Source organism: Desulfovibrio piger, assembly GCF_012843875.1.
Taxonomy (GTDB): Bacteria; Desulfobacterota; Desulfovibrionia; order Desulfovibrionales; family Desulfovibrionaceae; genus Desulfovibrio.
The window spans coordinates 1-861 of sequence record NZ_JABAFY010000115.1; the positions used below are offsets into that span (position 1 = coordinate 1).

The 861-nt window shown below is 54.2% G+C and carries 1 protein-coding gene; it reads right to left on the reverse strand.

Annotation, left to right across the window (positions count from 1 at the left end):
- Positions 1–759: IS30 family transposase (locus HF854_RS12380; RefSeq protein ID WP_168936556.1), on the reverse strand; the 759-nt coding region annotated here is incomplete at its 3' end.
- Positions 760–861 lie beyond the last annotated feature (102 nt).

Here is an 861-nt window from a genome sequence, read left to right on the forward strand (position 1 = left end):
CTGAAGGGCCTCATCGACCTGCCGGAAGCCGAAGAACTCCTTGCCCCTGTCATAGGTCAAGGTATGCCGATAGCGTGCGGGGACGCAGGAAAACAGCTCCTTCAGGCAGGAAGAGACGCACTCCACGTTTCGCGTCCGGCAAAATGCAGCCATGAGAAAGCCGCTTTTGCGTTCCACAGCCGTCAGGATATAGCCTGAATGCCGATGACCATGTATGAGATCGCATTCCCAGTGACCATAAATATTGGCGCCTGGGCGGTCGTCTATGTCCGGCAAATCGGGCAGATAGCGAACAGCGGACTTGGTGCGCCTGGAAAAGACTTTTCCTGGCCGCTTCAGACGAAGATATTTCCCATACCCCTTGAAAGGCCGTACCTTGCTGGAATCGCTGTCTTTCTGTATCCAACGGTAAATAGTCTTGAAACTTATCAAGGGAAGGTTGAGGCAGGCGGCCTGCAGACGCAAGCGCCCCGCGATCTGTTCGGGAGACCAGCGTTCCCGGAGTTTTTCCTGGACGTAGGCCACCAGCTCGGGTGTACGCCTGGAAGCCTTTTTGTCCTTCGTGTTCCGCCAGACAGCCTTGCGTTGCGCCATATCCGCCTGATATTTCCCGTCTTTCCCGCTGTTGCGTTTCAGCTCCCTGCTGATGCTGGAAGGCGCGTAGCCCAAGATCCCCGCTATTCTCCGAATGGAAAGATTCCCGGCAATGAGGCTGGCTAGTATTTCCCGATGTGTTTGTGTAAGCTGGTGATGACCCACGACAGTCTCCTCATTGTGAGGTTTGTTTTTTTCCAACCTTGACTGTTGTGGGTCTTCCTGTTTTACGCAAGCCCCGTGTTGCGTTTCAATTTACAATCTGCC